This window comes from Bacillus sp. SH7-1 (genome assembly GCF_008042405.1).
In the GTDB taxonomy this organism is placed as follows: domain Bacteria; phylum Bacillota; class Bacilli; order Bacillales; family Bacillaceae_G; genus Bacillus_A; species Bacillus_A thuringiensis_N.
In genome coordinates, this window is record NZ_QNUD01000042.1 from 1 (window position 1) to 22,486 (window position 22,486).

The following is a 22,486-nucleotide window of genomic DNA, read 5'->3' on the forward strand; positions in this document are numbered from 1 at the left end:
CGTGTATAAAAAAGTAAAACGAAAGAACTCACTTTAGTAGACACCAAAATAATGAAAACATTATAAGCGGTCGTAACCCTAAAAATTATCCAGGGTTACGACCGCTTAATTTTTTGTTCAATGGCTTAACTATCCTCATCTGGAAACAACGTATTATTAAATCATTTTCTATTTTTAAAACTTTATCCATTCTAATATGTAATTCTTTTCTACCCCCTTATCATTTTCAACATAAAAAATTCATTCGTCTCGATTTTCTTTCCCAATATTGCAGCTTATACAACAATCATGTAGCATTATCGTATCGAAGTAATGGTCCATCATCTTAAACCTTTCGACTAATTAGCAGGAGGTAAAGTGATTGAAATGAATAAACAAGAACAATTAAATGTTATAAAAAGAGATTTTATTGATTCACAAAAAGTGTTATTGGCAATTGGTGATGAAACACGGCAAGCTATTTTGCTTGTTCTCATGGAAACGGAATGTCAAACCGGATTACGTGTAGGAGAAATTACGAAACAAACACATCTTTCTCGTCCAGCAGTATCACATCACCTTAGAATTTTACGAGAAGCCGGTATTATTTTAATGCGAAAAGAAGGGACAAAAAACTTTTATTATATTGATATACGTACAAAATTAAGTATATTAAAAAATCTTGTATTAGATATTGAAAAGCTATTGCACAACTTTTATTGAAATTTGGAGGTATAAGAAATGAAAGCTATGATAATTGATAAGTACGGAAAAGTCCCAATGCGTATGGCCGAGGTACCTACTCCTGAAATAAATGAGTATGAAGTGCTCGCAGAAATTCATGCAGCTAGTATTAACCCAATTGATTTTAAAATACGTGATGGAAAAGTTAAAATGTTACTGAAATATGAAATGCCTCTAATCCTTGGGAATGACTTTTCCGGTGTCATCACGAAGGTTGGATCAAAAGTAACTCGTTTTAAAGTCGGTGATGAAATATATGCTCGTCCAAGAAAAAATAAGATTGGTACTTTCGCGGAGTATATAGCCATTCATGAAGATGATATAGCTTTAAAACCGAAAAATTTAAGTTTTGAGGAAGCGGCGTCGATTCCACTCGTTGGCTTAACATCCTATCAAGCTTTACATGACATCATGCAATTACAAAAAGGTCAAAAGATTTTAATTCACGCTGGATCTGGTGGTGTTGGTACTTTCGCTATTCAGTTAGCAAAAATAATGGGTGCCACTGTTACAACGACTGCAAGTGAAGCTGGTGCAAATTTAGTAAAATCTCTTGGTGCAGATGAAATTATTAATTACAAAACAGAAAAATTCGAAGAAATACTAAAAGATTATGATGCAGTATTTGATACAATCGGCGGTACAACACTTGAAAAATCATTCAACATTATAAAAAGCGGTGGCAACATTGTTTCTGTTTCAGGTATGCCGAATGCTCGATTCGGTAAAGAATTCGGTTCAGGATTTTTCAAAACACTCTTATTTTCATTCGCAAGCAAAAAACTTACTGAACTTGAAAAAAAGCATAATGCGCAATATTCATTTTTATTTATGAAGCCAAGCGGGGATCAACTACGCATCATTGCAAACTATATTGAAGCCGGAAAAATCAAACCGGTAATCGATCGCGTTTTCCCTTTTGAAGATGCTCAAAAAGCAATGGAATATTCAGAGGCTGGAAGAGCAAAAGGGAAAATAATTGTAAAAATCAAATAATAATAAAACCTCCATTTTCTTAAAATGGAGGTTTTAAATTTGCTGTTAAATAGACATAGTGCAGTGAAGTCCTTACAATAGATTGCAAGGGGAAATAATAAATTATACTTTTAGTTAACTTTACAAAGAATACATACGTACAAATACATAATAAAAAATAAGCAAGGAGGAGATAAAATGACTAAAAATAATGAAGTAGGTTGGAATTTAGACAATAGTTATGCTACTTTACCACATTCATTTTATACAGAAATCCCCCCTACTCCCGTAAGTTCACCGGAGTTAGTTAAATTAAACCATTCATTAGCAATATCTCTTGGCTTTAATCCGGAAGAACTGAAGAAAGAAACCGAAATTGCGATTTTCGCTGGTAATGCACTCCCAGAAGGAGCTCATCCATTAGCTCAAGCATATGCTGGTCATCAATTCGGACATTTTAATATGTTAGGCGACGGTCGTGCTCTTTTAATTGGCGAACAAATTACACCTTCAGGAAAACTTTTTGACATTCAACTAAAAGGTTCTGGCCCTACTCCGTATTCACGCCGCGGTGATGGTCGTGCTGCACTCGGTCCGATGCTACGCGAATATATTATTAGCGAAGCAATGTATGCACTTGATATTCCGACTACTCGCAGTTTAGCAGTTGTCACAACTGGTGAACCAACCTATCGTGAAACAAAGTTACCTGGAGCAATTTTAACTAGAGTCGCTAGCAGTCATATACGTGTTGGCACATTTCAATATGCTGCAGCTCGCGGTTCTATCGAGGATCTTCAATCACTAGCTGACTATACAATAAAAAGGCATTATCCAGAAATTGAAGCTCATGAAAATCGATATACTGCATTGCTACAAGAAGTCATAAAGAAACAAGCGAGCCTCATCGCTAAATGGCAACTTGTTGGATTTATCCACGGTGTAATGAACACTGACAATATAACAATTAGTGGAGAAACGATTGATTACGGCCCTTGTGCATTTATGGACAATTACGACCAAGGAACCGTATTTAGCTCCATTGATACACAAGGTCGCTACGCATATGGAAATCAGCCATATATGGCCGCATGGGATCTCGCGCGACTAGCTGAATCTTTAATACCAATTCTGCATGAAGATGAAGAAGAAGCATTAAAGATTGCTCAAGATGAAATTTCAAAATTTAGCGTACAGTATGAAAACCAGTGGTTCCTTGGAATGAAAAAGAAATTAGGACTATTTAGCAACGAAGAACAAGATCATTTACTTATTGAGCAACTTTTAAAAATGATGGAGAAATATAAAGCAGATTACACAAATACATTCCGTTCATTAACTCTTAATACCCTCGAAAATACAGCTCTATTTAAAAGTCCTGAATTTAAAGAATGGTATAAACTGTGGCAATCTCGATTAGAAAAACAAGAAGAATCGAAAAAAAATGCCTACGAAATGATGAAAAATAATAACCCATCAATCATCCCTAGGAACCACCGTGTAGAAGAAGCATTAGAAGCAGCTGTTACAAATGGAGATTATAGCGTAATGGAGAAGCTTCTTGAGGCTTTATCAAACCCTTATGCATATTCCGCAGATCAAGAAGATTACTGTGCTCCGCCCGCGCCTACGAACCGTCCTTATCGTACTTTTTGTGGGACTTGATTATGTAATACTTTTAGAAAGGTGTATTCTTATAATTAAGTGCACCTTTCAGAATAACCCTATTACTGTTTCCGGCACTAACTTACATGCTAAAACTAAAGAAATAGTAAATCTCCTAGATTAAATATACGTGTCTCATGGAATTACACAAAATAAAAATAGTTTGCCACATCCTAATTTACGGTGTAGCAAACTGTTTTTATTTTTTATATTATATGCTTATTTTTCAACCACCAGTATGTCCTTCAGAGTACTTAATAACATCTACAGGCTTTACATTCTCTTTTGAAACCACAAAACCACCGAACGTGAAGGTTACAGCTGTTATGATTCCTAATAAACTAATAGTTACCTTTTTCATTTTAGTCCCTCCCTCTCTATAGCTTTTTTTCTTGATTGAGAACTTGAATAGAAATATTCACTTGCTTTAAGTGTATTTCCTTCTTCATAGTATTTTAAGGCTAAAGATTCTTCATATTTTTCTATATTCTCATATAGTTCTTCTCGATTGAAGTATTCAATTCCTTTTAAAACAATATTTTCAAACTCATTCGCAGCTAAATTGTCATTCATAGACTTTAAGATCATTAGGCGATGATAAAATTCTTCATTTTTCAACCCACCACAAATTGTTAATGCTTTTTCAATAAGTGTATTTGCAGTTTCTTTATTTTTCAATTTAAAATGTTCTCTTGCTTCAATGAATAGAGCTTTATAATTATTTGGAGATTTTTCATTTACTTCACTAATATATCGAATAGCTAGTTCAGATAAATTTTGACTGCCGTATAAAAATGCTAAATTGTGACGGCTATAGAGGCTAGCGTGTTCTTCCCCTAGTCTTTTAAATACATCTAATGCCGAGATTAAGTATTCTTCCGCTAACTCATACTCTTTTAAGTGGATACACGTTAATCCATAAAGATTGTCACAATACCCTATATTTAATTCAAAATCACGATGTTTAGCATAGATTTCTTTAGCCATCGAAACTTGTTTTAATGCCAAGACATATTGCTGTTTATGACAACTGAAAGTAGACAGTTTGAAATAGAATTCTGCGTGTTCTAATTCATCTGGAAGTTGAAGCAATTTCTTTTCCGCTTCTTCATATAGTTCTTTAGCCGAAATATAGTTTCCAGTTATAGTGGAATGCATCGCTTTAAAAAAATAATAATAATATGATAATAAACTATCAGATGGTTTACCTAGTGCTTCTATTTTATTAAAACTATCTTTACTAATACTTAAGCTATCTATTAGATACTGGTATCTAAACTCTAATAGAGCGTAATATAACTGTACATTTGGATCATTATCAATACCTTGGATTTGCTTATCAATTTCTTTTTTCAAATTTCTTGATTCTGTTATATTTCTTTTGCGAATTTCATGATATAAATCGCTTAACATGTGTATAATTCTTTCATTTCCTTTTATTTGAACGTTCATACCATAGCCCCCTTTGTTTACTTAGTTTCATTCTCATATTACCATAATTAACTTTCTTTTCTGACTTTATAATATTGAGAAACTTTCAAAGGAACACATACCAATAAGATTATTATTAAATGGGGAACTCTATCTTTGAACTCAAGTTATGATACCAAAAGGAGAAAAGTAAGTTTTTACCACCACTTATATTTTACTTTTATCCTTTTATCTCCTTAACTTCACTGACTTTATGAACGCTAATAAGCACTTTGTAGAATAAATCCTTTCATTCGTTCATCTTCACATTAATTATTATAAAACGCATCTCTCATCAACTCCACAATCCCCCTACTCCCCTCACTACCAACTTTCTCAAGTTTCTCCACAACTAATTTTCTTCTTTCCACAGAATGATTTTGACTTAACTTCGCTTTTCCTTCTATTTTATTTATCTTTATTTTGAATCCAACTATTCCCTTACTTAATCCTCCCATATAATTCGGATCTACATCATTAAGTGAGTAAGTGCTCTCTGGATCTTCATATTTATTTACTAAATCTTGAAGAGAATCTACTAATGTCTTCTCATCTTCAACAATTTCTAATTCACCATATACATGCACTGCAACGTAATTCCATGTTGGTACTGCATTGTTTGTTTCATACCATGACGGAGAGATGTAACTATGTTGTCCTTGAAAGATAGCTAGTACTTGTTGAGTCCCAATATCTTTCCACTGTTCATTCGGCCGTGCGAAGTGACCATGTAAAGTAAGGGTCTCCCTATTTAATAACAACGGTAAATGCGTCGCATATGGTTCCCCGTTATGTTGAGAAAATAACGTTGCAAAGCCATTTTGTTCAATTATTTCGTACTTCATCTCTTCATCTTGTATTGCAAAGTATTTTGGTATGTACATAAGCTCCCTCTTTTCCGATCTTTTATTTCTCATTATATTTAAGTATCGTAGCATTCAACAGGGCCAGTTTGTATTTCTTTTACAATGGCAGCTTTCTATCCAAAAAGAACAGGCGGCATATACTCCATGCCGCCTTAGTTCATTTTCCACAATATATTTGTAATAAATGCCGTCTTACCTTCACTATAGCTCGTTCTACTTTTTGTCTCTCTGGCTAACTCTTCCTTTAAATGTCCATATTCAACAGCAACATCTTCATGTTCACGAAGATAATCCCGAAACGCTATATGTCTTCTTAGCTCTTCACTTTCTTTATCACACACATACAAATAATGTTCCATCCAATCTGTACTTTCTCCATCCCACGGAACGAAAGCGTCCTTTCTGCCAAACGCCTCTCTCCCTTTGTAACTCCATTCTGCCTGATGATAGTATCCTATCGCTTCAAGCTTTGTTACTACTTCAGGAAAAATTCCGTAATCTTCTATTACTATATCAATATCTAATACTGGTTTTGCTGCAAGTCCTTTAATAGATGTACTGCCAACATGTTCAATGGATAAAATACTGTCTTCCATTACATCGTTAATGAGAGTTTGTAGTTTATTAAATTCACTTTCCCATTTGGTGTTATATTCTTCGATAGTAATTCTCTGTTTCAATATATCCCTCTTCCCAATACAATTTACAACCTTTGAATATGAGTATCCTTAAAATCCGTCTCATATTTCAATCCATATCCAAACATTCGATCCATTCCGATATGTGCCGTCCATATTAGGCCTATCATAATAACGGTATCCATCTTAAAATAAACACCTACTATATCCATTTTAGCACCAAGATGATTATTTATCCCATAAGCTAACATTGATAAATCCGGTGCTAATAGGAATATCCAAAATATAATCCAACTAAATTCATATAATGAATACATATAAATCGCGGCTAAGAATACAACTAAGCCTTCAAAATGTACAATACGTTTTTGCATTCTTTATCATTCCTATTTTTCTATATTTACCGATACATTTTCATCCCTGAAAGTATTCTTTGCATTTTTTGACCAGATGGTTGCTAAAATCGGCCCTGCAATATTATGCCATATTGCTGCTAATACACTTGGAAGTGCCGCAGCTGGTCCAAAATGTGCGGTTGCTAGTGCAACACCTAAACCTGAATTTTGCATTCCTACTTCTATTGAAATAGCTCTTCTTGTCCCTTCATCTAGTCCAAGTACGAACGCTGTTATATATCCGAGTAAAAAACCGAACGCATTATGGAGCATAACCGCAATAAAGATAAGAAGGCCTGAAGAAGTAATGCTACTTACATTTGCGGAAACAACCGCTGAAACTATAATAATAATTGCTAATACTGATATTAAAGGAATAACAGTCATTCCCTTCGTAACAGTTTTAGGGAAAAACTTCTTCACCACTAATCCTAAAATAATAGGTAGGATAATGACTTGTACGATAGAAAGAAACATAGACATAGCATTCACTGGCATCCATTGTCCTGCAAGTAATAATAAAATAAGAGGTGTAGCAATGGGTGCTAGTAACGTTGATAATGACGTCATTGCAATAGACAACGCTAAGTTCCCTTTTGCTAAATAAACCATAACATTTGATGCAGTGCCACCCGGTACTGAACCGAGTAACACTAGTCCAGCTGCTAATTCAGCTGGCAGATTCATAACGTAGGCTAGTACGTATGCGACAAGTGGCATAATAATAAACTGAGCACATACACCAATAATAACTGGCAATGGTTTTGTAGCAATGATTTTGAAATCAACAGCCTTTAATGTTAATCCCATCCCAAACATGACAACCCCAAGTAAAATCGTTATGTAACTAGTTAATCCGAGAAATGGAGCAGGAATAAAATATGCAATAGCTGCAATACAAATAACCCAAAATGCAAAATACTTTCCAGCTATATTACTTATCGCTTCTAGTACTTTCACCCGATCAGCTCCTATCCTTTAATTGAAACACTTTATTCGGATTCAAAATATTTTGCGGATCAAGAGCTTTCTTTATTTTTTCCATTACGATTAATGCTGCCCCGTGTTCTTCTTCTTGATACTTCCTTTTTCCAATTCCGACGCCATGTTCTCCCGTACACGTTCCACCTCGTTTAAGAGCATATAAAACGATACTTTCATTTATTTCATCCGCCTTTTTTACTTCTTCTTTATCGTTTGGATTAACCATTAAGAGCACATGGAAATTTCCGTCTCCTACATGACCAAGAATGCCACCAACAAGACCATTCTTTTCTAATGTCTCTTTCGCATGTTGGATTGCACCAGCTAATTCTGAAATTGGTACACATACATCTGTACTCATAAGCTTTTTACCAGGATAGCTATGAACGTAAGAATATGCTAGATTATGCCGTGCATCCCATAATTTATTTCTCGCCGCAGTTTCCGTTTCAAAAGCAACTTCTTTACATTTATGATCAAAAACAATTTCCTTCGTAAATTCAATATCTTGCTTTAGCCCAGCTTCATTACCGTGAAACTCTAAAAACAGTGTAGGCTCTTCTCTGTAACTTGTTTCATTATAATGGTTTACTTGTTTCATAGATAATTCATCTACAAGTTCAATTCTCGCAATTGGAATACCCGCTTGTAGTATGTTAATAACAGCTTCTACTGCATCATTTATAGTTGGAAACGACGCTCTTGCAGCCATAACATGCTCTGGTATGCCGTATACTTTTAATGTTAACTCTGTAAAGCATCCAAGCGTACCTTCTGATCCTACGAAAACACCATTTAAATGATAACCTGATGATGACTTCGCTGCTAAATTCCCAGTATGTATCACTTCTCCATCAGCAAGAACGACTTCTAAATCACGAACTTGATCACGCATAACACCATACTTCACGGCTGTCGTTCCACTCGCATTTGTAGCAGCCATTCCACCTAACGTTGCATCTGCACCTGGGTCTACACTAAAAAACAATCCATACTTTTTCAATTCTTTATTAAGCTGAGAGCGAGTCACTCCCGGCTGTACTCTCACAAGGAAATCTTTCTCTCTTATTTCCAGTATTTTATTCATAAGCGAAAAGTCCATTGTAATTCCTTTTTCATATGGAATTACATGTCCCTCTAAACTAGAACCTACCCCAAAAGGAACGACAGGTTTTCCATGCTCACTCGCTACTTTCATTATCCTACTAACCTCTTCGGTCGTTTTCGGAAAAACAACTACATCAGGTAAACTACTAGCATGATAAGATTCATCTTTACTATGTAACTCTCTTACTGTCGTATTCACGGCTACTCGATCGCTGGGAAGTACACCCTTTAATTCATTTACTAAACGCTCTACTGTTATCTCCATCGTACATTCTCCTACTTTCTATAAATTAGAATTACAAAATATGTTAAGTGTTTTATACATAATAATCCGAAAAATTAAATAATTCAAGTTTTACATATATGAAATTCGTTTCCTACTATCCAATAAACAAAAAGAACTTGCAACAATTATTGCAAGTTCTTTTCTATAAAACTATATTTTAAACGACTTCTTTATTAACAACATAAACCAAATTAAAGTAACTGCCATCAACGAATGAGAAAAACCAACAATATAAGTTAACTCTTTAAAATCCGCTCCATTTAACTGAAGAAGCCCTCTTGCTGCCAATGAACCTAACATTAATATTAATGCGATATTATGTACAACAAACCACTTATTAAAACTTTTCGCTTCATGAAACGCGAATACTTTTGCTAATCCTAAAGCAATTAAAAAGAAGAAAAAGCCAAGTACAAGTGTATGGGTATGCAAAAGATTTAACAAAGTAGATCCTACAATCCCCTTATACTTTCCATATTCCCTAGCGAAAATCCCTGATAATAAACCGATAATCAAATACGTAAACGATGCATTATATAATTTCTTCATTATGTACCTCCTTGAGTAGAATGTGTAGTGTGTCATATTTAGTAATAATGATAGTTATATAGTAAAAACTCCTAGTCACCTAGGAGTCATTGTATAAGCATCTCACTCTTTACAATCAATTTTAATTATAGAATATCCCTTTATACAAAACAAACGAACTTTATGTGAACAATCCGGACTATTTTAAAATATGTTGCGATTTTGTATTACACAATCCATACTAATTATTATAAATGTTAAAGGTGGTGCAATAGCTTGATAGTTCTTGAAACTGAACGCCTCGTTCTTCGCTGGTTTGATATAAAAGATGCTCCATTTATTCTTAAATTAGTAAACGATCCTGCATGGATTCAGTATATCGGTGATAAAAGGATTAAAAACTTAGAAGATGCAAAAAAATACATCTTAAACGGACCCATCGATATGTATAATAAAATGGGCTTTGGCCTTTACTTAGTAGAACGAAAAGAAGATTTCACTTCACTTGGTATGTGCGGTCTTATTAAAAGAGATTCATTAGAAGATGTTGATATTGGCTTTGCCTTTTTAGAAGAATTTCGTTCAAAAGGATATGGCTACGAGTCAGCCTCTGCTGTAATCGAATACGGAGTACAAAAACTAGGACTGAAACGAATTGTAGCAATTACTACTATTGATAACATCAATTCAGGAAAGCTTTTAGAAAAAGTAGGATTACAGTTCGAAAAGATCATTTCGGACTCAGGAGAAGATTTAAAATTATTTGGGTATAACGCATATTAAATTGACAGCGTTCTCTTTTAACCTAATCAAAAAATATTTCTTCAATATATGATTAAAATACTCATCTGTTTTTAACGATATAACAACGCTAACATTTAAATCACAACCCTAATTTTCAGTACTGTATTTATTCTTAAAAACCCTCTATCTTGTTCTTAAATTTGTCAAAACTCTTATGTAGTTACACGAAAAGTTTATGCTAATATGTTACTAAGAAACTATGCATTCCCTTAACCCTGTATCCGGCTCTGTATTTATTACAGGGCCTTTGTTTATTTAATTGACTTATCACGTGCTTATACACATTAATAGTCATTTCAAATGTAATAAACAATAAATAATAAAATAATTTTAAAATGAAATGTCCAAAAAAGCCTAATCTTTCTACAATACATTGAGAAATTAGGCTTTTTAATAGGAAAATTAAAATTCATAAACAATGAATAATTTACATGTTAGGCTTATCTGTTAAAGCAGAAATAATCCTGTTCACTAAGTCTTCTGGCATCCATTCATGATTTGTATCATTCGTTTCAGTTGGTCCTAAAGAATCAATGAACTTTTTAAACTTTGGAAATAAAACAATAGAAGTGATCCAATGTATCGTATGATTTATGGAGAAAAAATGAAAAACTCCTTGTTTTTCACCCTCCTGTAATATTGCTTTTAACTGTTCAAAACTACCTATAAAATACGGTTTAATCTTTTCTAATCTTGCACTTTCCTTAATAATCTCCTCATATGCCAATGTACCAATTTCAGGATTTTCTTTTATATGTGTAGTAAAAACTGTTAAATATTCTCTTAGAGCATTAATAGGATTAAATTGATTCTTCTCAAGAAAATTAGGTAACTCATTTGCAAGCCCATATTTCTTAAACACTTCATAATATAGGTTTTCTTTCCCATTAAAATAGTAAGAAGCCATAGCAACATTGACTTTCGCTTCTTTTGCAATTTCTTGTATGCTCGTATCTTCGTAGCCACGCTCTCCAAATTTTTTCTTAGCAGCCTTCAAAATATTTTCCATCGTCTGCTCTCGAGACTTCCCCATTTTACACACCTCAAATAATATATATTTCACTTCAAAAATCCAATACGGACTTTGAATAGAGTATCTTTTTAATGAAATTTAATTATATATTTAAAGTGGTAACTTAACAACCGATGAAGTCTTGATTACTTTAAACTATTCGCGACACAACGTACATCTCCTAAATCTCTCCTGTCCTATGTCATCATACAAAGAATTCATTTAAAAATGAAATAAAAATAAACACCATACTTAAAACAATATCCCGTTGTGTAGCATGAATAGCTTTTAAATACTTCACACTCTTTTCTAATTGAGTATAAGAATGAACAAACAATAATAAGGACCTGAGTTTATCTGTTTTTACAGATAAACTCTAGCCCTTTCATTACATTATAAAGATTTAACATAAACCTTTATACTCATATCTTGATGAAATAATTATCCATCAATTGTATTTCGTTTGCTGATTAGATTTGTTTAATCTCAATATAAGGTCCTTTGATGTTTAATTTGTTAATGTCATTTGAGATATTACCTACAGTTGTTTTTTCATTAAACGTGTAGACCTTTTCACCATTTACAAAGATACCCCAATTTTTATCTTCGTAACTGATACCATAACCAGCATTGCTAGATGTCGCTGTGAGTTGATTTCCATTCATTGAAAAAGATAATTTCCCTTTTCCTTTGTTAAGTTGGTTATTCACATTTTTGATACTACTTATTTGTTCTTCAAGGGCTTTTTGGTTATCAAGAGTAACTTGATGGTTTTTCCAGTCTAATTTATAGTTGTTTGTAAAGAACTCATTATATGTGTCTTTATTATTTGTTCCCCACCATTTCGAACTTACCCATTCGATATTGTACTGATCTGATATTCTACGATTTGTTATTTTTAAATCAGATGTAGATTCTGTTTTATCTGCAGTAATAACTGCTACTACATTAGGAGAAAAACCATATCCTGTTAAAGCTGGTACTGTATCTTTTGAAACAAAATTATTCGTTCCTTCATTATAGCTACGTGATTTCATAAATAGTTGATTACCATAGAAAGTATTAAATGAATCACGATTATAAATTCCCCACTCCGGATAATTAAATGATTGGAATCCTACTTTCCAATTTAATTTTTTATCTGTGTGAGTCTCTAATACCGTTTTATAGTCTACTTGATCGTAAGATACACTTTCTTTCCAAGCAAAGCTACCTGTAATACTCGCATCGGCATTTGGCCCTTTATCATTTACCCCAACTTTCACACTTCCGCCAAGTGTATACCCTACTTCAGAAGTAACCTTTGCTGAAGTCATTGTATTCACTGGGGCAGCTTTATGAAATTGAGCGCTATCACCACTTGTTATTTCTGCTTCCGTATGATACGCCGATGGCCATTTTAAACCTGCGTTATAGTATCCGCCATTAATTGTATATTTCGCATCTATATTACTACCATCAGTGGTAACAATTGCAATCTTTTTATCTGCGTAAGGATCCTCAATAAAAGAAACCTTTATTGAATTTTTAATATTCTGCTTCATGTCATAAGTAGTTTTAAAACTATTATAGACTTTTCCACCATTTTGAAGATTTTCTACAGTTCCTTTAGAATCTGCAAATGCAGATGTTGCTTGTAAACCAAGTGATCCAGACATAATAACCGACGCTACCGCAACACTTTTAGCTATTCCATTTGCTTTTTTCATACAGACAGCCACTCCTTTTTAAACATGTAAAAGATATAAACGTATTATTTTTAGCTCTCAATACCAGAGATATATTCATAACGTTACAATGTAGGAATGTATTAATCTTTATGACAATAACTATCAACACTTGTTTTGCTAATTTCTATCTCTTTTTACTGATAACTATTATCAATATTATTAAAACACAGAATAACGATTTAAACAATAATTTTAAATACATATTTAAAATTCTTGTTTAAAAAAAGTGCAAAAAAATTATAGAATTCTTTATTTCGAGAATTACTATATATTCATTTACCTATTGCAACCTATATTCAGATACATTATTCCCTTTCCATTCATAATAATCTAAAATCCCCTCATAAATGGCTTCTGCTGCAATCTGTCTTCCGTTTTCTGTAGATAACTTACTGTAATCAATACCATTATCTATAAAAGCAAGTTCCGTTAACACAGCTGGCATGTCATTTTCTCTTATAACATGAAGATCTCCATGTTTAACACCTCTATCACGTGTTTGAAGTGCGTCTACTAATCGTTCTTGAATTTTTTCAGCTAAAACACGACTTTCTTCCACATGAGGATTTGTTTTTTCAAATTTAGAAGATTTATAGTAATATGTTTCTGTCCCTTTTGCATTACCGTTAAAAGCATTTGCATGAATGCTTATAAAGATATCACCCTGATTTTGCTTAGCAAACTTAACACGTTCCTGTAAAGAGCTTTTTTGATCATGTCCAGGTCTAGCATCAGATTCACGAGTTAGTAAAACTGTAAATGGAGTATGTTTTTCAAGCAATTGTTGAAGACGTAAAGAAGTATCTAGTACAATCTTACTTTCAGGTAATCCCTTTGTGTTTTTTCCAGGATCTTCGCCGCCATGTCCGGGATCAATAATAATTGCTTTATTTTCTAAAGGATTACTTTGACTATATTGAAGCATATCTGTTTTTGCGGTTAGTTGTGCAGCTTCAGCGCGTGTTATGAATCTATTTGGTTGCCAACCATTATCGGTACCAACTGAAATTTTCAAATCAATCAAGATATTTGCGAACTTTTCACCCCAATGTCCCTTTAAATCTTCAAATTTACTTTGTCCATTGTTAATGCTTTTATTTTGTAGTTTATATGCATTCACTAGCATAGTAGCCATAGCAGCACGAGTAACTTTTCCAGAAGGATTAAATATTCCATTTCCTTCACCTTTAATTATTCCTGCCTTTTCAGCCGCGGCAATATAAGGAGTTCCCCAGTGGTTTTGTGAATCTTTAAAAGATGGTTTTGCATTTAAATCAATGTGTATACCAAGAGCCTTTGTCATAATGGTTGCCGCAGAAGCTCTATCTAATGTGTCATTTGAACCAAAAGTTCCATCTGGATAACCATTCAATACTTGCTTATCAACTAAATAAGTAACGGATTTGTCAGCCCATGCAGGAACATCTGGGAATTTATGAGTATCTGCAAAAATACTAGAAGAATAAGATAGCAGACTTCCAGCAAGAATTCCTGTAGCAATTAATTTGTTCTTCAAAATTTAGCACCTCTAAAAATTTATTACAAGTTAGTAAATATATCATTTATAGTTAATCTTTACATAATACTCCTTAGAATAAAGCATAGATTAAGTTGGCATTAACACTATATTACAAATGAATAATTTAAAATCGAACTATTATTCCGAAAAGAATCTTCAGACATACACTTATAGATTGAAACTATTCAATATATTCACCAACATTGTGTAACTAGTATAGTTACTTATATATATGAGTGTCAATTAAAATAACCTTACAGTTTTGTAAGGTAACAAACTTAATAATATATTAAGTAATTATTAAACAATGTAAATCATTATCTTTTATTTTAAGCACACTCCTTCTAAATTATCATTGATGCCTATTTCCAGCCTTAATGCACATCTTAAAAAGAGCACTTTTGAAAAGTACTCTTTTTACTTTGCACGCCACTGATTCTATTAGAAAACTTTTTACGAATTATGAAGCTACAAACCTAGAATTCCTACAATCTGACGAGCCTTAGCATTATCAATATAATAATGCATCTCTAATCCACGTCTTTCTGCACGGAGCACGGTTCCCCTTAATTTTGATAGATGCTGTGAAACAGTGGATTGCGGGAGCCTTAATATTTCTGTCAACTGTGTAACATTACACAGTTGATGATGCATTAATTCATTTACAATTTTTAATCGAACGGGATGTGCCATTACCTTTAATACATCTACATCTTCCTCTCGGATTTTAGCTAGATCACTATTAGATATTAATGTTGTCATTTCGCATTCCCCTTTATTATTAATTTCTATTTTCCAATTATCCTTATAAGTAGTACTTATAGCTATTTATCATTTGTCCTGTTGAGAAAATATATTCTCGTTCTTAAACAAAAAAAGACATCAATCCTATAAACAGTTTTTACTGTTTATAGGATTGATGCCCTCTAATTTTTAGCCAAACTATATTTTGTTTTAAAAGGATTATTTTATAACTTTGAATGAGACTTAACATTCTTCGTTGCATAAAAAGTAATACTTTTCTCCCTTACTTAAAGTACAAATTAAAATCTCGATTCCCCTTACACATATTGTAAAATCCAAAAGAAATGTTTCTTCATTTTATCTTATACAGACAGATATATTATGTATTTCTCAACAGCAATAAACGTAGCTAAATCCCCTATAATAGTATCTCTAGCTGGTAACTGTCATACCTTTTTAAAATATCACTGTCTTTAATAACAGATCCTTTTAACTTTCCTCAATTAAAATATGCTTTTTATTTCATTTTCTGTTTAACCTCAATGATATGTAAACCTCTTTTAATCTATTAATCTCCTACTAAACTTCCCCATGTAGAGATAAAGGAGACTTCTCGTTCAAATAATAAATTATGCAACATTGCATTTGATAATCACTTTCATTGTAACTATAATGATTACAGGGTAACTTTTAATCCAAATATTCTATGTGGAGGTTTTATTATGTTTAAAAAAATCATTGTATCTTCTATGGCGCTTACTATGTTTGGTGGGGCTGCAACTATGCTAGAAACACCTACCGCTCAAGCGGCTTCTTATAACTCAACATCATCTTCTTACTTTGATGTCACTCCTGAAGAAGCGGCTACTTTTTATCAATCTCAGGACTATAAAAAATTAAAAGCCTTTATGGATGACTTTGAAGCTAGAAATCCTTATGTTCCTGGTGGAGGCTACGCTCAAGGTAGTGTTCGTATGCAAAAATTCAATGATGCTCTTAGAGATGCTAAATTAACAAATGTATACCAAGAATTTATTAGAATTTCGTACTACAATCATTATCCAGAACCAAAATAATCTAAACAAATAAAATGCTTATTACTTTAACTTAGCCTAATTTTAAATGTATAGCCTAAAACTAGAAAAACCACTTATATAAGTGGTTTTTCTAGTTTCTTATGTAATTTAACTGAATTTCAAGTCACCTTCACTTTAAGATTTCTCAAAATCGACATCCTCATTTTTACTTTTATGTGTAATTCTCATTTCAATATAGTTTCTTTCCAGTAAGTAAAGACTAAATTAACTTATAAAAAAGGCGTTTTAAATTTAATTCATAGATCTTACTGCAACTTGGAATTGTCCCTTAGAACCATCATCATTTGAAACGTAAATACTATACGTTCCAATTGGTAATGGAGATAAAGCATTCCGTACATTTGTAACATTAATTTGTTGTTCTCCAGGTTTTATATAACCACCAACAATTAGCTCCATATTTGGACCTTTGACACTATATCCCATTGTATGTTGACCATTATTTTTCATAAAGAAGCTTAAATTTTCACTCCCATTATATAAAAAAGAAGTTATAGCCTCTCCACTATAATCCATTGTTTGAGTTAATAATATGTCTGTAGGAATATGTTCAACTATATGAATTTTATCATTCAATTTGTTTACTTCTTCAGCATAAGTATTATTTCCTAACACACCAAGTGTTAATGCTGAAATGACTCCACAACTAAACACTAGTTTATTTAACTTCATTTTAAGTTCCCCCTTGATGTTTGTATTCCATTACCATCATACATTCTTTTTTAAGTACGTTTTTATGTAATAATTCATATCTTTAAACCTATATATCTTAAATTTATACCTTAATGGTTATTAAGAAACTGACATAGATAAGGCTACAGTATTATGCTTCATAACAAAGAACATGTAAATTTCAAAGCCTTTTTCCCACAAGAATTCATACAATTAAGTACCAAGACACTCAAATAAATAGTGTTTCCATTTCAGATAAAATATACTAATAAAAAGTTTTAAAATTTTCACTTTGTAATTTGATATATTCCATGTTAATATAACGAAGGCTACAAAACAGAAGTCACCACATATATCATCTTCACAGAATATTCACAATTAAAAAATCATTTTTATCAGTAACCCAATCCAAATTTCACCTATACAAAAATCAAGTTCTAGTTTCATATATAAATATCTAAGTAGATTTTTTTATCTATTATTTCTTCTAACTTCCTTATCAATTTTAATACGAATAATATAATAGTGCTTTTTCAAGTACTCTTCCTATTTTAGATAGAAAGTCTACTGATACTAAACATCTAGGTTTAACTCATACATAATCCTATATACAAACTATCGGAGATGCAAAACTATGGGAATTTCTACTCTTTTATTAAATACCTTTATAATAATAATTTGTATCCTTAGCTACCATGTATTTTGGTTAGAATTTAAAGAAAAAATAACATGTAATCATGTATTGATTTCTATCCTTTCCTCCGTTGCTATTATTTTTTGCATGACGTTTCCTTTTCATTTACATGCTGGATTTATTTATGATTTACGTTTTATTCCTATCATATTAGTTTTTCTATACGGAAATACAAAAAATATTGTTTTTATAGGAATTTTATATCTTTCTTATCGATTTTACTTAGGCGGAAATGGCGTTCTTCCATCATTTATTATCTTTACTATTATTTCTGTTATAACAATATTCTTTCGTTACGTATTACCTAAGTATGTTAAAGAAAAAAAGCTATTATTAAGCTTGCTTCTTATTTTAGTATGTACAACTTCACTTTCTATCTGCGGTTTTGTAACTCAAATAAATACAGGTGGTAAAATAGACTCTACTCTCATAGAATTTTTATTAAATTATATAATCATTAATATTTTCACAGTATTATTATCAGTTTATTTAATAGAGGGAATGATTGAGAAATATAAAATGAAAGAAAAGCTGCAACGGGCTGAAAAATTTTATATAGCTAGCGAACTAGCCGCGTCCATTGCACACGAAATCCACAATCCACTAACCACAGTACATGGATTCACTCAATTGTTAAATGAAAAACATGCCTCTAAGCTACCTCAGGATCAGTACTTAGAAATCATGTTAATTGAAATGCAGCAAATACAATCTACTATTAATAACTATTTATCTTTAACAAAACCACAGAACACCCTAAAAGAGAGAATAGATATTAATCATATTTTAAATCAAGTGAAAGACACTATTTCACCACTCGCTCTATCATATAAAGTTGAAATAAAACAAAATAGTACAGATTCCTTTTATATAAATGGAGACCCCGAAAAATTCAGAATCTGTCTAAACAACATCATACAAAACGGAATTGAGGCCATGATAAATGGTGGCGTATTACAAATAAATATACAGAGAATAAAAGGTAATATTATAATCGATATTATTGATTCAGGGATTGGAATGTCCTCTCAACAAATAAAACGAATTGCTTTGCCATTCTATTCAACAACAGAAAAAGGGACTGGACTTGGTACTATGATTGCTTATAGCATTATTAAAGAATTAAACGGAGATATAGAAATAGAGAGTGAACTAGGTAAAGGGACACGCTTTTCTATTAGTATCCCCTGCTAATATGACGGAATGATTTAAATGATAAAATTTCCCCTACTTAACTTATTAAATAAATAAAAAAAATCCTGCTACTTGACTCATTAGTCATCTTGATTTGGCGAATGAATTAAAAGTAATAAAGGACCAGAATTTATCTATTTTTACGGATAAACTCTGGTCCTTTATTAAATCAAGCATACTTAAATTTTATTACTTTGCTCACAACTCTATGAAATAATAATTCATAGAGTTTGCCTCATTTACTGATTAGATCTGCTTAGCTTCAATATAAGCTCTCTTGATACTTGATTTCTTAATAGCATTAAATACATTCCCTACAGTTATTTTTCAATTTAAAGTATAAACTTTTTTGATATGCATAACGATACTCCAGTGTTTATTTTTGTAACTGATATCGTTACCTTCATTATTAAATATAAGCTTAAATTGATTTCCATTCATTGAAAGATAATTTCCCTTTTACTATTTCACTTCTACCGTATAATTCCCTGTTCCCCCGCCATACTGATACACATGTAAATAATACTTTCCTGGATACGTGTAATAACTTCCTACTAACTTATTCCCCTCTTGCTGTGCATACGTAACATAATTATTTAAATCTGCTTCCGAATAAAGAACCCAATTTACTCCGATATTATTTTCCTTCGTTACATTAATTTGCAGGTTTTTCGCTGTTTCCACATTTATTTCAAAGAAATCACTCGTATCACCATTTCCCAAACTAGCACGTAAAACTTGATTGAATTGCAGTTTATTTGCTGTCTGGAATGAATTATTCGGTTCTTTTTCTATACTATTATCTTCTTTCTTTTGAACCGTTACATTCGTTGTAACAGTATTCGCTAACCCTTTGTCATCTGTTACTGTTAATTTCGCTGTATACGTTCCTTCTTTTGTATACACGTGAGTCGGATTTTGTTCATTACTTACCGTACCATCGCCAAACTCCCATTTATAAGAAACAATTTTCCCATCTTCATCTTTTGATCCATCGCTTTTAAACGAAATTGCTTCATTTACATTTCCGCTATAAGGACCATTTATAACCGCAACTGGCGTTTTATTCACAGCGCCTTCTTCAGTATTAATACCATGGAATACAACATCATATTCAAATTGTCCGGATGCATTCACACGGTAATTTACGAAGTAAGCTGTTACTGTTTTATAGCCTGTCCATTCTTTTGCACTTAAACGTTTTAACGTATCATTCACGTTTTGTGTAATTGTTTTCCAGTCTTCATATTCCCCTTTTGCAGTAGTACCTGTATACGTTCCTTGCAGTGTAAATGTATTAAAGAACTGTGATTTATTTTTCTTAACTGAAACATTACTTAATTTTGCTTCTGCTGTAATTTCTGCCGCAATATCTGAAACTGGTTTTGGCGCGTGAGTTGCTAAATAATCATTTGATACTAATGGAACATTATATTTCTCACGGTTATCGACTAACATTTGCATATAGTCTTGATACTCTTTATTTAAATCCGCATCTTTACTTAAAGCAGAGCGGTATGCATCATATGCTGTTACATCATTTTTTCTAATAAGATCATGAATTTTGTCAAACATATCATATCTCTTATTGTACATGTACGATTGTAAAGCGAAGGAATAATTATAGAAATCCCACGTCCCATACTTTGCATTTAACGTTCTCTCTGCCGTATAACGGTCTGCTGGATTTGAAGATATTCCTCCTATAATGCTCTTTCTCGGTACAACATTATCTGTTCTCGTTGCACCTGCAAAAAACTCTGCATTCCCTTCTTCAAACCAAGATAATCTCTCATTCTCATACATCTTACCTTGTCCCCAAAGTCCTGGCACTTCATATCTACCTTGTAAGTAATGCGTGAACTCATGTCGGAACAATTCTTCCAAACTATAAATACTTTCTTCTGGCGTACGTTCATAAGTAAAGAACGTACCTGTTCCTTCTATATAAAGACCGCCGTTATTCGTTTCATATCCGTACAATTGACGGTTAAATTGATATTCAGCTGGGCTATTATAAATAACCATCGTTAATACATCATCAGGATTTCCTTTTTCTAAAGGTTGATCACTTTCCACCGTACGATGGAATTGAGCCTTCACTTCTTTTGCCGCCCAATATAGACGTTTTACTTTTTCTTCTGTCACCTTATCTCCAGCTTTTAAAACAATTGCCCCATCGTCAAATGTATACGTTTTTGGTAAATATTTTTTCTTACCATCTTCTCGTATTTGATCTAAATTAACAACGTTCCCATTTGCATCTTTCCCGCCATAATTCGTCGCAATTTGCTCAGCCGCTACGAAATATTGCTCCCCTAAATACGGATAGATTTTCATTGCATCTGTTACAACTTGCAACCCTTTCGTTCCTGTACTATGGAACGTACCAAGTCTACCTGTATAATAAATACCATTATTAATTAACCAGCCATTCTTCGCTGTCACCGTTCCAATTAAAGCAAAACGACTTAATTCATTAATATAGCTATCAATTTTTTGATACCATACTGTATCTTTCGGTGCTTTTCTCGTATCGTACAAATACGATTGAATATCGTAATCAACACCTTGCATAATATCGTAAATCGCATTTCCAGCTGAACGATTATCTACCAATGTAGAAAAATTATCATTATATTGTTTAAAAATCTTTGCAGCTGATGTGATCGTTTCCACATCACTCGAAGCATTTCCTATTAATTTCCCGTATGATGATACAACTCTATTTTGTTCTAATGTACCGAGTTTAAAATTCGGATTACTTGCGATCATTTTCAATGCAGGTAAGCATTTATCGTGATAGCTCCGCTCATTTAGTTTACTTAATTCTGTATTATAAAATCCTAAATAAAAACCAGATCGTAACACCTCTACTAAAGTCTCAATCCCTTTTGAATCATCTTGTGTATAAGCTTGTCCTTGCTGCTTCAATTTATCAATAATTGCCTGCATCCTACTATCATTTTGATAGAATGCAAGACTATCCTTATTAAACTGAAATAGTCCCGTAATTTGCTCCCAATCGATTGTTACAAGTAAATCCACTAACTGCTGATTGCTCAATTGATTTAATTCAGCAATTGTATACGTTTTCGCTACAGCTAATTGCTTACTTTCCTTTTTCACTTCAGGCGGTCTTTGTGACAAATCAGCAAATTGTAGCCTTTTCTCAAAAGACTTATTTTCCAACACTTTTGATGAATGAGCTAATTCTTGCACTGGTAATTGTACACCAACCGACTCCATTTTGAGCACATTCCGATATGAAACTTGCTCTCCCTTTGTACTTTCTGCCAATGTACTTCCTTGAAAACTTCCTAACATTAAACTAGCAAAACTTACCCCTACTAACACTTTTTTTGAATAACCTTTCATGCTCT

20 protein-coding genes are annotated in these 22,486 nt (G+C 32.6%); 6 read left to right on the forward strand and 14 right to left on the reverse strand.

The window, feature by feature from the left end; translation table 11 throughout:
* Positions 1-357: 357 nt before the first annotated feature.
* The 3 genes from DN390_RS26210 (at position 358) to DN390_RS26220 (ending at position 3,363) form a co-directional block, all read left to right on the forward strand.
* The gene (locus tag DN390_RS26210; protein WP_147808860.1) at positions 358-702 is read left to right on the forward strand and encodes an ArsR/SmtB family transcription factor; all 345 of its coding nucleotides are present in this window, start codon (positions 358-360) and stop codon (positions 700-702) included.
* Positions 703-720: 18 nt separating this feature from the next.
* The gene (locus tag DN390_RS26215; RefSeq protein ID WP_147808861.1) at positions 721-1,719 is read left to right on the forward strand and encodes an NADP-dependent oxidoreductase; all 999 of its coding nucleotides are present in this window, start codon (positions 721-723) and stop codon (positions 1,717-1,719) included.
* A gap of 177 nt (positions 1,720-1,896) precedes the next feature.
* Positions 1,897-3,363: a protein adenylyltransferase SelO gene (locus tag DN390_RS26220; protein WP_147808862.1), complete on the forward strand. Its 1,467-nt coding sequence runs from the start codon at positions 1,897-1,899 to the stop codon at positions 3,361-3,363.
* A 226-nt stretch (positions 3,364-3,589) separates the two neighbouring features.
* On the opposite strand, the gene DN390_RS31405 is transcribed toward DN390_RS26220, so the two are convergent.
* The 8 genes from DN390_RS31405 to DN390_RS26255 all read right to left on the reverse strand — a co-directional run bounded on the left by DN390_RS31405 (position 3,590) and on the right by DN390_RS26255 (position 9,658).
* A complete protein-coding gene (locus DN390_RS31405) occupies positions 3,590-3,724 on the reverse strand; it encodes a hypothetical protein (protein WP_255444199.1) in 135 nt (44 codons plus the stop codon).
* Positions 3,721-4,815 (reverse strand): tetratricopeptide repeat protein, encoded by a 1,095-nt coding sequence (locus tag DN390_RS26225; protein WP_147808863.1) that lies wholly within the window; start codon positions 4,813-4,815, stop codon positions 3,721-3,723. The genes DN390_RS31405 and DN390_RS26225 overlap by 4 nt, the downstream gene beginning before the upstream one ends.
* Before the next feature lie 287 nt (positions 4,816-5,102).
* Positions 5,103-5,717 (reverse strand): FMN-binding negative transcriptional regulator, encoded by a 615-nt coding sequence (locus tag DN390_RS26230; protein ID WP_147808864.1) that lies wholly within the window; start codon positions 5,715-5,717, stop codon positions 5,103-5,105.
* A 134-nt stretch (positions 5,718-5,851) separates the two neighbouring features.
* Complete coding sequence (locus tag DN390_RS26235; RefSeq protein ID WP_147808865.1) at positions 5,852-6,379, reverse strand: GrpB family protein; 528 nt, start codon at positions 6,377-6,379, stop codon at positions 5,852-5,854.
* A 23-nt stretch (positions 6,380-6,402) separates the two neighbouring features.
* Positions 6,403-6,711: a DUF4260 domain-containing protein gene (locus DN390_RS26240; RefSeq protein WP_147808866.1), complete on the reverse strand. Its 309-nt coding sequence runs from the start codon at positions 6,709-6,711 to the stop codon at positions 6,403-6,405.
* 12 nt (positions 6,712-6,723) lie between these two features.
* Positions 6,724-7,692: a bile acid:sodium symporter family protein gene (locus tag DN390_RS26245; protein WP_147808867.1), complete on the reverse strand. Its 969-nt coding sequence runs from the start codon at positions 7,690-7,692 to the stop codon at positions 6,724-6,726.
* Positions 7,693-7,696: 4 nt separating this feature from the next.
* Positions 7,697-9,088 (reverse strand): FAD-binding oxidoreductase, encoded by a 1,392-nt coding sequence (locus DN390_RS26250; protein ID WP_147808868.1) that lies wholly within the window; start codon positions 9,086-9,088, stop codon positions 7,697-7,699.
* A 171-nt stretch (positions 9,089-9,259) separates the two neighbouring features.
* Complete coding sequence (locus DN390_RS26255) at positions 9,260-9,658, reverse strand: DUF2871 family protein (protein ID WP_147808869.1); 399 nt, start codon at positions 9,656-9,658, stop codon at positions 9,260-9,262.
* Between the two features lie 255 nt (positions 9,659-9,913).
* Between DN390_RS26255 and DN390_RS26260 the strand changes: the two genes are divergently transcribed.
* The gene (locus tag DN390_RS26260; RefSeq protein WP_147808870.1) at positions 9,914-10,420 is read left to right on the forward strand and encodes a GNAT family N-acetyltransferase; all 507 of its coding nucleotides are present in this window, start codon (positions 9,914-9,916) and stop codon (positions 10,418-10,420) included.
* A gap of 448 nt (positions 10,421-10,868) precedes the next feature.
* Here the strand turns inward: DN390_RS26260 and hlyIIR are convergent, their stop codons facing one another.
* The 4 genes from hlyIIR to DN390_RS26280 form a co-directional block, all read right to left on the reverse strand.
* Positions 10,869-11,474: a hemolysin II regulator HlyIIR gene (hlyIIR, locus tag DN390_RS26265; RefSeq protein ID WP_147808871.1), complete on the reverse strand. Its 606-nt coding sequence runs from the start codon at positions 11,472-11,474 to the stop codon at positions 10,869-10,871.
* Between the two features lie 449 nt (positions 11,475-11,923).
* Positions 11,924-13,162 (reverse strand): hemolysin II HlyII, encoded by a 1,239-nt coding sequence (hlyII, locus tag DN390_RS26270; protein ID WP_147808872.1) that lies wholly within the window; start codon positions 13,160-13,162, stop codon positions 11,924-11,926.
* Between the two features lie 301 nt (positions 13,163-13,463).
* Complete coding sequence (locus DN390_RS26275) at positions 13,464-14,699, reverse strand: N-acetylmuramoyl-L-alanine amidase (protein WP_147808873.1); 1,236 nt, start codon at positions 14,697-14,699, stop codon at positions 13,464-13,466.
* Between the two features lie 471 nt (positions 14,700-15,170).
* Positions 15,171-15,464, reverse strand: coding sequence for an ArsR/SmtB family transcription factor (locus tag DN390_RS26280; RefSeq protein WP_147808874.1), 294 nt, complete (start codon positions 15,462-15,464; stop codon positions 15,171-15,173).
* A 704-nt stretch (positions 15,465-16,168) separates the two neighbouring features.
* On the opposite strand from DN390_RS26280, the gene DN390_RS26285 reads away from it, so the two are divergent.
* Positions 16,169-16,522 (forward strand): hypothetical protein, encoded by a 354-nt coding sequence (locus DN390_RS26285; protein ID WP_000473489.1) that lies wholly within the window; start codon positions 16,169-16,171, stop codon positions 16,520-16,522.
* Positions 16,523-16,774: 252 nt separating this feature from the next.
* On the opposite strand, the gene DN390_RS26290 is transcribed toward DN390_RS26285, so the two are convergent.
* Positions 16,775-17,215: a hypothetical protein gene (locus DN390_RS26290; protein WP_147808875.1), complete on the reverse strand. Its 441-nt coding sequence runs from the start codon at positions 17,213-17,215 to the stop codon at positions 16,775-16,777.
* 634 nt (positions 17,216-17,849) lie between these two features.
* Between DN390_RS26290 and DN390_RS26295 the strand changes: the two genes are divergently transcribed.
* Complete coding sequence (locus DN390_RS26295; protein ID WP_147808876.1) at positions 17,850-19,103, forward strand: ATP-binding protein; 1,254 nt, start codon at positions 17,850-17,852, stop codon at positions 19,101-19,103.
* A 462-nt stretch (positions 19,104-19,565) separates the two neighbouring features.
* Here DN390_RS26295 and colA read toward each other — a convergent pair whose 3' ends face one another.
* Positions 19,566-22,481 carry a collagenase ColA gene (colA, locus tag DN390_RS26300; protein WP_147808877.1) on the reverse strand — a complete coding sequence of 972 codons (2,916 nt, stop codon included), beginning with the start codon at positions 22,479-22,481 and terminating at the stop codon, positions 19,566-19,568.
* Positions 22,482-22,486 lie beyond the last annotated feature (5 nt).